This window comes from Pseudomonas sp. S3E17 (assembly GCF_024168685.1).
GTDB lineage: Bacteria > Pseudomonadota > Gammaproteobacteria > Pseudomonadales > Pseudomonadaceae > Aquipseudomonas > Aquipseudomonas marginalis.
This window is the reverse complement of the sequence record NZ_JALJWE010000001.1, coordinates 1,213,387-1,225,671: the sequence shown is the minus strand read 5'-3', so window position 1 is coordinate 1,225,671 and position 12,285 is coordinate 1,213,387. Positions and strand designations below refer to the sequence as shown.

The window sequence follows — 12,285 nt, the reverse complement described above, 5'->3', positions numbered from 1 at the left end:
TTAAATTCAATAGAGAAAAAAATCAATCAACGGTTTGAAAAAAATCAATATGTGAAGACATGAAATTTTATTCATGTTGTTGGCCGGGGATGCGGGAGTCACAATGCTTGATATTGCTGCGATCAACCCAGTACATTTCACTTAAGCTCCAGCATCAATGGTCGCCAACAGGAAGTTACTCTATGCTCATTGCTAAAGCTGAAGTGTTCTTGACAGAAATGCCATATAAGAATCCTTATCAAACCGCAATTAATATAACCGCCAAAGGCCGGCATGTAGTATTCAAGCTTACTACAGACACAGGACTAATTGGATGGGGAGAGTCGGGAATTATATCGAGAGGGTATCCTGCTCAAGGTGATACTCCCGAAACGATGCTGGCAGTATTGGAAGCCTACTTGTGCCCTGTAATAATTGGTAAAAACCCATATTTGTTTGAAGTAATAATGAGTGATTTGGACCTATTGATTAAGGAGCATCTGTTTGCCAAGTGTGCGATAGATCATGCGCTTCTCGATCTTGCGGGAAAGTATATGACGTTTCAGTTTGTAACTTAGGAGGAGCGTATGCACTTAGCTACAAGGTAAGCCGTAGCTTACCGTTTGCTTCCGCTAAAGTGGTCACTGAGCGTGCGCTTGAGTTACAGGGGCTCGGCTATGAGCGACTGACACTCAAGGGGTCCGGGGTATTGAAAGATGATTACGCTTGTTTTAAATCTGTAAGGCAGGCTTTAGGAGACAATTTTGAATTGGAAGTGGATCCCAACTGTGCCTATGACATTTCCAACGCGATTCAGTTTATAAAGCGTATAGAACAGCACGGAGTTTTTGCTGTCGAGCAACCTACACCCGGCCATGATATCGCCGGCTTGGCCGAGGTCAAACGAAATGTCTGCACTCCTATCATTGCCGATGAAAGCGTTTTCAACGCCCGAGATTTAAAGGAGATAATTCATCTCAACGCCGCGCACGTAATCTGCCTGAAACCATTCAAGTCGGGTGGCATATTAGCCTCTCGTCGCTTATGTGCCGCAGCCGAAATCGCCGATTTGCAAGTCAGTACCGGTAGTATGCACCCATTTGGTATTGGTACTGCGGCCCCTCATCATTTTGTCTCTACCCTAAAAAATGTAGCAACCACAGGATACGGGTGCCCTACTGAGAGATTCGCAGACGATATAATTGACGAGAGTTGCTATTCATTTCGCGATGGGCAAGTTAAGCTTATCAATCGATAAACCAGGGTTAGGGGTAGAGGTAGACGAGGAAAAACTACTTTCATATACCTCACTCTATAAGCTGATTGAACACTCAAAAGCCGTATAACCTTTTAAGGCAATGGAATTTATTTTATGACGTTTTATAACGTTCGTTGATTCTACGCTGCGCGAAGGAAATCAAGCTCCTGGGGTTAAACTTACAACTAAGTCTACTTTGACAATGGCCTACGCACTTGCGAACGCGGGTATCGACTTTATCGAAGCAGGCCACCCATACGCGTCGAAACAAGAATTTGACAGAGTCACGGCCCTTGTGCAATCAAAAATCGTCAAAAATGTTCTTGCGCATTCCCGCGCTCATCAAGATGATATTGGTGCTGTTGCAGCGACAGGGGCAAACTGGATAGGCATATTTGCGGGCATCAATGAAACGACACAGAAATACCGTATTAGAAAAAAACACAGATACAAGATCTCATTGAACAAAGTGTACTGTATGCAAAATCACTGGGTCTGAAAGTTCGCTATACTATTGAAGACGCATCCAGAACGCTGTTTGATGATTTGATTGAGACGTTTAAAATTGTTAAAGCTGCCGGAGCGGATCGAATTTACTATGCAGATTCATTAGGGGTTTGCGAACCCTTCAAGGTTCAGACGACTATTAAGCTAATTAGACAATCATTACCTGGTATTGACCTCGAAGTTCACTTCCATGACGACAGAGGTTTGGCGATGGCAAATACCTTGGCCTCCATTGAGGCGGGTGCTACTTTTGTTTCTTGCACGGTCAATGGCATTGGCGAACGATGCGGCATCACCGAAACATGCCTTCTGATTGCTAATTTTCACTTCAACTCAATAGCTTGCAGTGGTAAAGCCTCGAAAATTCTTAAGCTCAGCAACATCGTTTCGAAAGAGCTAAGCGACGCCTTTGACCGACGGCGCCCGATCATCGGCGAGTACAGCTTCGTGCATACCGCAAAGCTTCATGTGACCGCCAATTCCCGAAACAGAAATTGTTATCACTGGATAGACCCTGCTTACTTGAGCGAGTAACCGCGCCTTGAATCTTATGCGAGCTTGAACATGATGAGTCATGAGTGGTTGACAGGCGTCGGGCTGGTTTTCCTCGGAATAATAACGGGATTCGTCGGGACCAACACCGGTGGGAGTGTGTTTTTAACCGTTCCGGTGATGATCTGGCTGGGGATTCCGCCTCAGTCGTCGATCGCCACAGCGCGTTTGGCCTCGTTAGGCACGATGGTTGCCGGACTGCGGCACTTCCATAATCAGGGAAAGGTCGATTATGCGCTGGCCTTTCCTGCTGCGGCACTGGGGTTGGTTGGGGCCCTGGGAGGAGCGAGCCTTCTTCTTCAAATAGATCCTGCGCTGTTGCACAAAGTAATTGGCGGGCTGACATTGCTGCTCGTCGCATTGTCCCTTGTAAAAAAACCTCGTAGCGGCGAAACGCCTCCCTCAGCGATCAGGCGCCTATTTGGTTATATCCTCTTTATACCAGTAGGCATGATCGGCGGGTTATTCGGTGGACAAGCTAAGCTTTCGACGTATTTATTCATTATCTTTTTTAGAAAAACCATCAGCGAATCGGTTGGGACCCGCAAAGTCGGCGGGCTAGTACTCTCCGTGGGTTCACTAATAATTTTCGGCGTCAGCGGCATCATTAACTGGCAGTACGGATGTTGCCTAGTTATTGGCACGTTATTGGGTGCAAATGCCGGCGCGAAGTTTGCGTTAAAGAAAGGCGACCAGTGGATGGAGTCCGTTTTTAATATAGTCGTGGTTACGTTGGCATTGAGGATGCTGTTCTGGTGAGCCGAAATCACGCCGCTCATCCGGATCGGATTGTGTATTCATGAATACGTAAATGAACTCACCCGTTTGCCAAGGATTTGCTTTGCTGAGGATAGGGCTGCCGAACGTCGCTTCGGTACAGTTTTCAGCTGCCAGAGCGCAGAATCTAATAACCCTTCCTGGCGATCGGTCTTTTTGCTGTTGAAACGACTCAATAATAAGTCCAGAATTGAGTCCTTTCCTGCTTCGGCAAGAAAATAAACCCCTTAGATTTCAATGGGTCGGACGCTAGATGCGAGTCTCGTTTCCCGCTCCACTATCTAGATTTTTAACCAGCATCGTCAATCTGTCGTCACTCGCGCGGCGTTCTGCCTCAACAGGTCCAGATAGTCAGCCCATTGTTGAGCCGCTTCCCGGCGTTGCGCTAGCAGTTGCGCACGTGCATACACAGCCCCCAGCGCACCTGGCATCCGGTGGGATAGCGACAATTCGAGCACGATGGGATCAATTCCCAAGTGTTCGTGGGCAATAGTCCGGTAGGTGGCACGAAAGCCGTGGGCAGTGATGCCGTACTCTGGCCAGATATGCTGAAACGACTTGAGCATTGACGTCGGGTTGATCGGGCGGCCTGGATAGACCGGCGAGACGAACACCCAACCTTTACCTTCGTCATCCACTACGCGGGTTTGTCTTAGCTTGCGCAACAGGAGCAATGCTTGTTCAGGTAAAGGCACGATGTGTTTGCTTTTGTCCAGATGCCTGGTTTTGCTCACTACGTAGCGCCAATCGGCGCCGACCAAGTCGACATCTTCCCAGCGCATCCGCACGAGCTCGCCAGGGCGCACTGGCAACATGACCAGCAGACGCATCGCGTTGGCAACACTGCCGTCGTCGCACTCATCCAGGCGTAAAAGAAACCTGCCCAGATCGGCTGGCCTTTCAATCGCCGGATTGCTGGTTACGACGTGGCGAATCCTCAACTCCTCGACATTACTGAGCGCCACGTTGCGCTCCACCCAGCCGCGGCCTTCAGCAAAGCCGAGGATGGAGCGGATGATTGTGCGTACACGCCGGGCCATAGCCATGAGACGTTGCTGGCGCAGTTCCGTGATGATGGTGGTGATGTGCTCAAGCTTGATCTCGCTGACCGGTTTACTGCCGACTGCAGGCAGAATGTGGTTTCTCAATGCTCCGCGAAAACCCGCAATGGATTTGCTCACCAGTTGGGCAGACTTGAAAGCCATCCACTGCTCGGCTACGTAGGCGAAGGTGCGCTGTTCATTGAGCCGCTGTGCCTCGATCTTGGCAGTTTTAGCCTTGAGCGGCGCGATGCTGTTCGCCACGTCGCGGCGTGCGCTGCGGGCAATGTCGCGCGCCTCTTTAAGGCCAATATCAGGGTACGTACCGATCGAAAACCGGTTTTCCTTGCCATGAAGGCGATATTTCAAGCGCCAGAACTTGGAAGGAGGGTTTCCGATTTTTCGTGACGCGCTCACCTCCAAGTAAAGACCGGGGACTTCTCCATCGGCATGTTTGCCAGGGGTAGTCAGTGCGCGTACGAAAGCGTCAGTCAGTTTTCGCTTGAGGAAAGCGCCTTCTCGGGCTTGCATAATTGGGGGCATCGTTTTTTAAAAAATAAAAAATGTGCCCCCAATTATGCCCCCAAAAGCCTCAGAACTCCTTGGAATTGGACGGGCGTCCATGGACTCGAGATGCTGTAAGCTAATGTTTTATAGACATTTATAGATCATGGTAGAATTCTGTTACAAACTCTCGGGGTCCCCAAAGAACATCTGAATCCGCGACCGCAACCACCGCTCCCCCGGATCATTGTCCTGCGACCCTCGCCAAGCCATATGCAGCTCGAACGAGCGCACCGGCAACGGCGGTTCTTCCGCGCGCAAACCACCTGCGGCGGTCAGTGCCTCGGCGGCATAGTCTGGCACGATGGCGACAATGTCGGTGCCCGAGAGCAGGGTGCCCAGCCCGTTGAACTGCGGCACCGCCAGCACCACATGGCGCTTGCGGTCGAGTTTCTCCAGTTCTTCATCGATGAACCCGCTCAAGTCGCCGGCGAACGACACCAGCGCGTGGGGACGGGCGCAGAAGTCGTCCAGGCTCAGGGAGCCCGGCACGCTGTCGGCGCGCAGCAGCTTCGGCAGGCTGCGGCGCAGTACTTTGCGCTTGGCGTTGGCCGGCAGGTCGGCGGTGTAGCTGACGCCGATGGAAATTTCGCCGGAGGCGAGCAGGCCGGGCATCAGGATGTAATTGACCCGGCGCACTACCAGTACGATGCCGGGCGCTTCGGCGCGCAGGCGTTTGAGCAGTTGGGGCAGCAGGGCGAATTCGACGTCGTCGGACAGGCCGATGCGGAACACCGCGGTGCTGGTGGCCGGGTCGAACTCGGCGGCGCGGCTGACGGCGGTGGAAATCGAGTCCAGGGCCGGGGAGAGCAGGGCGAAGATTTCCACGGCCCGGGCCGAGGGTTCCATGCTGCGGCCGGTGCGCACGAACAGGGGGTCGTCGAACAGCCCACGCAGGCGCGACAACGCGGCGCTGATGGCTGGTTGGCCGAGGAACAATTTCTCGGCGGCGCGGGTCACACTGCGCTCATGCATCAAGGTTTCGAATACGATCAAGAGGTTAAGGTCGACACGACGCAGGTCGTTACGGTTCATCTTGTGTCCTGGAAGAGTCAGCTTTATTTGACGAGAACGGCGATATAAGAGCCCTGAAGGTCCATTCAGACGCGTGACCGGTATGAATCTTACGGGGAAAGGCTGGTACTCTGCACCGGCTAATTGAGTTTTCCTACGATACTTGAGGTCTATTCCTCAGATGCGGAATCAATGACAGACATGTCGACTATTAACGGCGACCGGTGGCCTTAGCCGGAAAGCCCAGATAGAGTTCATGGCAATAGAGGTTACTTTGACGAGGTTTGCGATGTCCCGCACGATCCGTTTTCACAAGTTTGGTCCGGCCGAGGTGCTCAAGTGCGAAGAGCATGCAGCCGCGCAGCCCGCACCGGGCGAAGTGCAGGTCCGTGTCGAGGCGATTGGCATCAGCTGGTATGACATTTTGTGGCGCCAGAACCTGGCGTCTTCCCACGCACGCCTTCCATCCGGCCTTGGCCATGAGATGGCCGGGGTGGTCGTAGCCTTGGGCGAGGGCGTGGATGACTTGGCAGTGGGCGATAAAGTGGCCAGTTTTCCGGCCGAGAGCCCCAATGATTACCCGGTGTATGGCGAGCAGATCGTCCTGCCCCGTTCGGCCCTGACCCGCTATCCGGACGTCCTGAGCCCCATCGAAGCCAGCGTGCACTACACGCCGCTGCTGATTGCCTACTTTGCGTATGTGGACCTGGCACGGGTCAAGCCCGGGCAGTTTGCCCTGGTGACCGACGCCAGCCATTGCGCCGGCCCTTCGTTTGTGCAACTGGGCAAGGCCCTGGGTGTGCGGGTGATTGCCGCCACCAAGGACAGCGCTGAGCGCGAGTACCTGCTTTCTCTGGGCGCAGAAAAAGTCATTGTCACCGAGGAACAGGACCTGCTGATGCAAATCAACAAGTTCACTGACAACCGCGGTGTCGACGTGGTGTTCGATGGCTTGGGTGGCCCGCAGATGTCGCTGCTCGGTGATGTGCTGGCGCCCCGTGGCAGCCTGGTGCTGTATGGCTTGCAGGGTGGTAACCAGACACCGTTCCCGGCGTGTGCGGCGTTCCAGAAGAACATTCAGTTCTTCGTGCACTGTATCGGCAACTTCACCGGCAAGCCGGAGCTGGGCATCATCCAGGATCATGTGGCGTTGCAGCGCGCGTTGCGTGACATCAACCAACTGACTGCCGATCGTGTGCTCGTGCCTCTGAAAACCACGGTGTTTCCGTTCAATCAGTTTGTCGAAGCCCACCGTTACATGGACGAATGCCCGTGCCGCGAGCGGGTTGCATTGCAGGTTGCGGCTGTTTGAGCTGTAGGAGTATTCGTAAATGAGTGCTCCGACGCCTGACTGAATGGGGCAAATGCGCCATTTGACAGGGCTTAACCCGCCCGCCCCAGAAGCTGCCGACCTGGCGCTTTAGCCCACAAATCCGGCCCTTTCTCCCTGACGCCGCCCTGAATTCCAGCGCGGCGTCCTTGCATGTGCGCCTTTTACGCGACATCAGTTGTTCATCTGAACTGGTTTTCGGCCAGTTTCTGTATCTATGAATCATTATTCCAACACTGATAATTGCGCCTTCACTTTCATCTCAAGGATTGAGCAATGATTGAATCTCTGACTCGGCTGCAGATAGTTATTCGAACTATCGGCGCGGCAGACATGTGTACTCAGCAAGACAGCTACTTTCATAAAGTGCACCGACCCTGCAAATGGAAAAGTTGTTTGAGTCTATTGTCGGACGCTTCTTTAAAAAGCGGGCTAAAAAAGCGTAGGAGCTTGTCGGAAGAGTCCTAAGGAAGGCTTTTTAAAAGGGTTTTTCCATTACTTTCATTGGGTTGTTCGCTTGCGCGGGTAAGAAATGCTGCCCGGCAATTCATGTCGTTTTGTTGCGCGGTGCTAGTGTTTAAACGTCGACGCACACTACATGGCGCGATTTTCCTACACGCAAAATAGGTCAAGCAAACACTGTCAGCAGTTGCTTGAAACTGATATTTCAACTCGGGTAGTAGAACTATGAGCACTATTCACGAACAGGCTATGAATCATGTTTACCAGCAAGTTCTGCAACGTCTGATCGGGCACTTCACTCGCGCGGGGCGTACCGCTCTCCAGTTATTGGTCCAGCGAATCATTGTCGCGGCAGGCGGGATGGAACAGGTGGGGGACTTCAAGGTACTGGTGGCCCACGGTGGCGGTGAAGTGAGCAGCTATACCCTGGCGCTGCTGCGAGCGGCTCAACTGACCATTGCCGGTCGCGCGCCACGTACCTTTCAACTGAGGGTCGCGACGTTACGGCACGCGGGCATGACAGAGGGGCAGCTCGATACCCTGAATCGCGGCTACGGCCGGCTGTTTCTCCACGATGACCCGCGTGTCGAGTTGTTGATGGTGGAAAACCAGGAAGTACACCCCTTCAATCACCAGCGCCCGGCCTCAGCGATCGGGCGAAAGATCAGCCAGCGCAATATGTTGATGGTGGGCCATGTGAGCGCCGGGGACTGCCGCGCCACCCTGTGCAACGACACTTACCTGGCCGTCGGTGATTTTTACCAGCGTGTCACCACGTGCAATGGCGGCGTCCACGCGCTGGTCAGTGGTGACTCCCCGCGCAGGCAAAGTCAGTTTCTTACCTGGCTCAAGAAAACCGCCCAGGGTGCAGGCGTCCGTGTTCCCAAGGGCCATCCGATGTCCCTCAACGCGTTGTTCGCACACATGGACGAGTGGAGCACCGGTTATTACCAGGATGTGTTCGGTGAGCATTACGTAGCCAGCGATAACCCCAGCACGGCAGGGCATCGTCACTTGGCCTACATCGGCATCGCCGACCTGCTGGAAGATGTCGACATCGCGTCGACCTCCCTGCTGACCGAGTTCATGGCCTACGCTCCCGATCCACTCGGCTTTCACTTCAGCCATCCGATCTATTCCAATCCGTTGCTGATGGCTCATCTGCGTGGGTTGCAGGCCGAATGCCTGCGTGCGCTGACTTATGAAGAAGGCGTCGAAGGCTTTGTGCAGCAGGCCGCCGCGTACATGCGCCGTCTGCGCATGCCCGACGACTTGCTTATTCAGGCCGGGACCCGCGAAGGGCGCATGCTCTGGAGTACCTACGCCCAGGAGTTCTTCGGCTTGGATGAGACCCAGCTGACCTGCCTGCTTTTTTCACCGTTTGTTCATCACGGAGAGCGACTGGAAGGTTATCTGCGCCAATGTCACCCGGGCATGCTGGTGGCGTTGCCTGAGTTGCACAAAGTCCTCCAGGGCAACGGTTCCGCCGAAATGCTGCAGCAGTGGGTAACGGATACCAGCGGTTTGCCGATGCCTTTGTTGCAGCACCTGTACCGCAAACGGCCGCAGGCCAGAGAAAACGGCATGTGTCGCGCCGCTGCAGCCCAGGGCGCCGCGCAGGCCGTGCCATTGTTCGGGCGATGACCCTGCGTGGCGAGCGTCAGGCGGATTTCGCGTATCAGGCGGTCTATCGCTACATGATCAGTCTGATCAACGAGGTCAGTACTGACACCCGGGTAAAACTGCCGTCGTTACGGCAGCTGGCCGGACGCCTGAACGTGTCCATTTCGACGATCCAATACGCCTATGCGCTGCTGGAGAAGGAAGGCAGGGTGTATTCGGTGGCCAAATCCGGCTATTACGCCTGGCCGATGTCGGTAAACCCGCTGGCGTGGGCCGGCGGGGACCTGCTTGATCGCCTCTACGCGGCGGCCCGGCGCCCCGGCATGCTGGTACTCAGTGGTGACGAGCCGGCATTGCTGGGTTCCCTGGATGAAACACTGCTGCGGCTCGAGCGGGAACTGGTGCGCCAGTACCCGTCGCATTTGCAGCCCTGGTCCCAGCCCTACGGTGTGTGGGAATTACGCGCAGCCCTGGCCGCGCGCTATACCTCGTCGCCCACGCGCTGCTGGCATGCCGACGATGTGTATATCGGTGCCGACCTGCGCGGCGTGCTGGATATCCTGATCGAAGTGCTGGGCCTGCGGGGCACCACCGTGATTGTCGAGTCGCCCTGCGACTGGCTGATCCTGCGCCTGTTGCAGGACGCCGGGGTACGCATCATCGAGTTGCCCTGGACGCCGGAGGGTCGCCTGGATCGAACCGTGCTGGGGAAGCTGTTGCGCGATGAGCCGGTGCATCTGGTGTTGCTCTCGTCTTCCGTCAGCCTGCCCGGCGGGGTGGCCATGTCAATCGACGAACGTCTCGACGTGGCACACCTGCTGGAGCAGTCCGGTTGCTGGTTGCTTGAAAACGACACCTTTGGTGAGCTGGGTTTCGAAGCCCCCCACACCGCATTGCGCGAACGGGTGAACCCTGAGCGGCTGATCGTGTTTTCTTCGTTCGAGAAGGTGCTTGGCTCGGAAGCCCCCTACGGCTACCTGCTGTGCCGGCACATGAGCAATGAGTTGCAGCGTCAGTTCCTGCTGCGCTCATTCCGTTTATCGTCGATCCGTCAGCGCGCGATTGCCCGTTTGTACCAAAGCAGGCGGATTGACCAGCACCTGCGCACGCTGCGCCAACGCTTGAGCGAGCAGGCGGCGCACATGAGCCAGCGCCTGGAGCAGCATTTGGGCGACCAGGTGACTTATCGGATGCCGGCCGCCGGTGCTGCGTTCTGGCTGGCCTCTACCCGTACGGTGGACATGCGCCAGGCATTTCAGCGCCTGCTGGCACGGCAAGTGGTGATCGCCCCCGGGGAGCTGTTCAGTGTCAGTGGCTTGCACCAGCAGCACCTGCGCGTGAGTCACACCTTTCACGGGCAACCCAATCTGGACATTGCCCTGGAAGCATTGAGCGACGCGTTGCGCCAGGCGCAGACTGGGTGAAATTTCTCTTAACGATGTAGGATCGATACCGTCGCGCAGCAGTCCAACTCTCAGTAAACTGCCATTTTTTCCGAATCCTTCTATCCGAGGTTTATGCATGACAATCAGTCCTTTTGCGGGCAAACCGGCGCCGGCCCAGTTGCTGGTGGATATCCCGCGACTGGTCACGGCCTATTACACCGGCCAGCCTGATGCAGCGATCTCTACCCAGCGCGTAGCCTTTGGTACCTCCGGGCACCGTGGCAGCTCGTTCGACCTGAGCTTCAACGAATGGCATGTACTTGCCATCAGCCAGGCCATCTGCCTGTATCGCGAAGCCCAGGGTATCGACGGCCCGCTATTCGTCGGCCTGGACACCCATGCACTGTCGACCCCGGCCGGTGCCAGCGCACTCGAAGTGCTGGCTGCCAACGGTGTGCACGTGATGCTGGCCGAAGGCGATGAATACACGCCAACCCCGGCAATTTCCCACGCCATCATCTGCTACAACCGTGGCCGTACCAGCGGCCTGGCCGACGGCATCGTTATCACGCCGTCCCACAACCCGCCGCAAAGTGGTGGCTACAAGTACAACCCGCCCAACGGCGGCCCGGCCGATACCCACGTCACCAAGTGGATCGAAGCCAAGGCCAACGAGCTGCTGGCCAATAAACTGGCCGGGGTCAAGCGCATCACCCATGCGCAGGCGCTCAAGGCCGACACCACCCATCGCCATGATTACCTCAACAGCTACGTGGCCGACCTGATCAACGTGATCGACATGGACGCCATCCGCAGTGCCGGCCTGCGCCTGGGCGTGGACCCGCTGGGCGGAGCAGGGGTGCGCTACTGGTCGGCGATTGCCGAGCACTATCGACTGAACCTGGAGGTGGTGAACACTGAAGTCGACGCCACGTTCCGCTTCATGAGCGTCGACTGGGACGGCCAGATCCGCATGGACCCGTCCTCCAGCTACGCCATGCAAGGCCTGATCGGTCTCAAGGAGCGCTTTGACGTAGCGTTCGCCTGCGACCCGGACCATGATCGCCATGGCATCGTGACCCCGTCCGGCGGCCTGTTGGCGCCGAACAACTACCTGGCGGTGTCCATCGACTACCTGTTCCAGAACCGTCCCGACTGGCGCGCCGATGCGGCCGTGGGCAAGACCGTGGTCAGCAGCGGCCTGATCGATCGCGTGGCCGCGCGCATGGGGCGGCGCCTGTATGAAGTGCCGGTGGGCTTCAAGTGGTTTGCCGATGGCCTGTTCGAGGGCTCATTGGGCTTTGGCGGCGAAGAAAGCGCCGGGGCGTCGTTCCTGCGCAAGGATGGCACGGTGTGGAGCACCGATAAGGACGGCCTGATCCCGGCCTTGCTGGCGGCGGAAATGACCTCGCGCAAAGGCCAGGACCCGAGCCAGATCTACCGTGGCCTCACCGATGCCTTGGGCGAGCCGTTCGCCATTCGTGTCGACGCCAAGGCCACGCCGGCGCAGAAAGCTTTGTTGGGCAAGCTGTCGCCTGAGCAGGTGACCTCCACGCAACTGGCCGGGGAAAGCATCCAGCAGATCCTCAGCCACGCGCCGGGCAACGACCAGGCGATTGGCGGCCTGAAAGTGATGACCGAAAACGGCTGGTTCGCCGCACGGCCATCGGGCACCGAGGACATCTACAAGATCTACGCCGAGAGCTTTATTGGTGAAGATCACCTCAAGCAGCTGGTGCAAGAGGCGCAGGTACTGGTAGACGGCGCCATCTCCCAGTAACAGCGCAAAACCAC

The 12,285-nt window shown here is 56.1% G+C and carries 9 protein-coding genes and 1 pseudogene; 8 read left to right on the top strand and 2 right to left on the bottom strand.

Annotation, left to right across the window (positions count from 1 at the left end; translation table 11 throughout):
* Positions 1–182 precede the first annotated feature (182 nt).
* The 4 genes and pseudogenes from J3D60_RS05030 (at position 183) to J3D60_RS05010 (ending at position 3,055) form a co-directional block, all read left to right on the top strand.
* Positions 183–557 (top strand): hypothetical protein, encoded by a 375-nt coding sequence (locus J3D60_RS05030; RefSeq protein ID WP_253490155.1) that lies wholly within the window; start codon positions 183–185, stop codon positions 555–557.
* A complete protein-coding gene (locus J3D60_RS05025; RefSeq protein WP_367399663.1) occupies positions 491–1,237 on the top strand; it encodes a mandelate racemase/muconate lactonizing enzyme family protein in 747 nt (248 codons plus the stop codon). The genes J3D60_RS05030 and J3D60_RS05025 overlap by 67 nt, the downstream gene beginning before the upstream one ends.
* Positions 1,238–1,361: 124 nt before the next feature.
* Positions 1,362–2,278 (top strand): annotated as a pseudogene (locus J3D60_RS31320) (LeuA family protein).
* A gap of 30 nt (positions 2,279–2,308) precedes the next feature.
* Positions 2,309–3,055: a sulfite exporter TauE/SafE family protein gene (locus J3D60_RS05010; protein ID WP_253490151.1), complete on the top strand. Its 747-nt coding sequence runs from the start codon at positions 2,309–2,311 to the stop codon at positions 3,053–3,055.
* Positions 3,056–3,375: 320 nt separating this feature from the next.
* Here J3D60_RS05010 and J3D60_RS05005 read toward each other — a convergent pair whose 3' ends face one another.
* Together J3D60_RS05005 and J3D60_RS05000 are read right to left on the bottom strand one after the other, a co-directional pair.
* Positions 3,376–4,644 (bottom strand): site-specific integrase, encoded by a 1,269-nt coding sequence (locus J3D60_RS05005; protein WP_146476422.1) that lies wholly within the window; start codon positions 4,642–4,644, stop codon positions 3,376–3,378.
* A gap of 153 nt (positions 4,645–4,797) precedes the next feature.
* Positions 4,798–5,712, bottom strand: a complete 915-nt coding sequence (locus J3D60_RS05000) for a LysR substrate-binding domain-containing protein (protein WP_120448544.1) — start codon at positions 5,710–5,712, stop codon at positions 4,798–4,800.
* A 268-nt stretch (positions 5,713–5,980) separates the two neighbouring features.
* Between J3D60_RS05000 and J3D60_RS04995 the strand changes: the two genes are divergently transcribed.
* The 4 genes from J3D60_RS04995 to pgm all read left to right on the top strand — a co-directional run bounded on the left by J3D60_RS04995 (position 5,981) and on the right by pgm (position 12,271).
* Positions 5,981–7,003 carry a zinc-dependent alcohol dehydrogenase family protein gene (locus tag J3D60_RS04995; RefSeq protein WP_065941424.1) on the top strand — a complete coding sequence of 341 codons (1,023 nt, stop codon included), beginning with the start codon at positions 5,981–5,983 and terminating at the stop codon, positions 7,001–7,003.
* A gap of 705 nt (positions 7,004–7,708) precedes the next feature.
* On the top strand, positions 7,709–9,127 hold the full coding sequence (locus J3D60_RS04990) for a hypothetical protein (RefSeq protein WP_253490149.1): 1,419 nt from the start codon (positions 7,709–7,711) through the stop codon (positions 9,125–9,127).
* Complete coding sequence (locus tag J3D60_RS04985; RefSeq protein WP_253493953.1) at positions 9,124–10,530, top strand: PLP-dependent aminotransferase family protein; 1,407 nt, start codon at positions 9,124–9,126, stop codon at positions 10,528–10,530. Before J3D60_RS04990 ends, J3D60_RS04985 begins: the two co-directional genes overlap by 4 nt.
* Positions 10,531–10,627: 97 nt before the next feature.
* The gene (gene pgm / locus J3D60_RS04980) at positions 10,628–12,271 is read left to right on the top strand and encodes a phosphoglucomutase (alpha-D-glucose-1,6-bisphosphate-dependent) (protein ID WP_253490147.1); all 1,644 of its coding nucleotides are present in this window, start codon (positions 10,628–10,630) and stop codon (positions 12,269–12,271) included.
* Positions 12,272–12,285 lie beyond the last annotated feature (14 nt).